At 39.6% G+C, this 255-nt stretch carries 1 pseudogene; it reads left to right on the top strand.

Annotated features, from left to right (window positions below):
* Positions 1 to 255 (top strand): annotated as a pseudogene (locus LOK78_RS16590) (site-specific integrase); the annotation flags it as partial.

Genomic DNA, 255 nt, shown 5'->3' with positions numbered 1-255 from the left:
TCAAAAAGAACCAGAAATCTGTTGTTTCCATAGACCAATTGGACAAGAAAATTGTTTCGGCATTTCTAAACGATGTCCTGATGCGAACCAGTCCAAGGAACAGGAACAACTACAGAACTGATTTGAGCAGTTTGTTACAGACCATGGAGGACAACGAGTTAATCGAGGATAACTTTGTAAAAAGAATCCCTGTATTGAAGTCCATCCCAAAAAGGAACAAAACTTATTCGGAAGAAACCACCGAGGCCATTTTCA

The sequence above is a fragment of the Mangrovimonas futianensis genome (assembly GCF_021245805.1).
Taxonomy (GTDB): Bacteria; Bacteroidota; Bacteroidia; order Flavobacteriales; family Flavobacteriaceae; genus Mangrovimonas; species Mangrovimonas futianensis.
The sequence above is the reverse complement of the archived record's forward strand: the minus strand, read 5'-3'. Positions and strand labels throughout refer to the sequence as shown.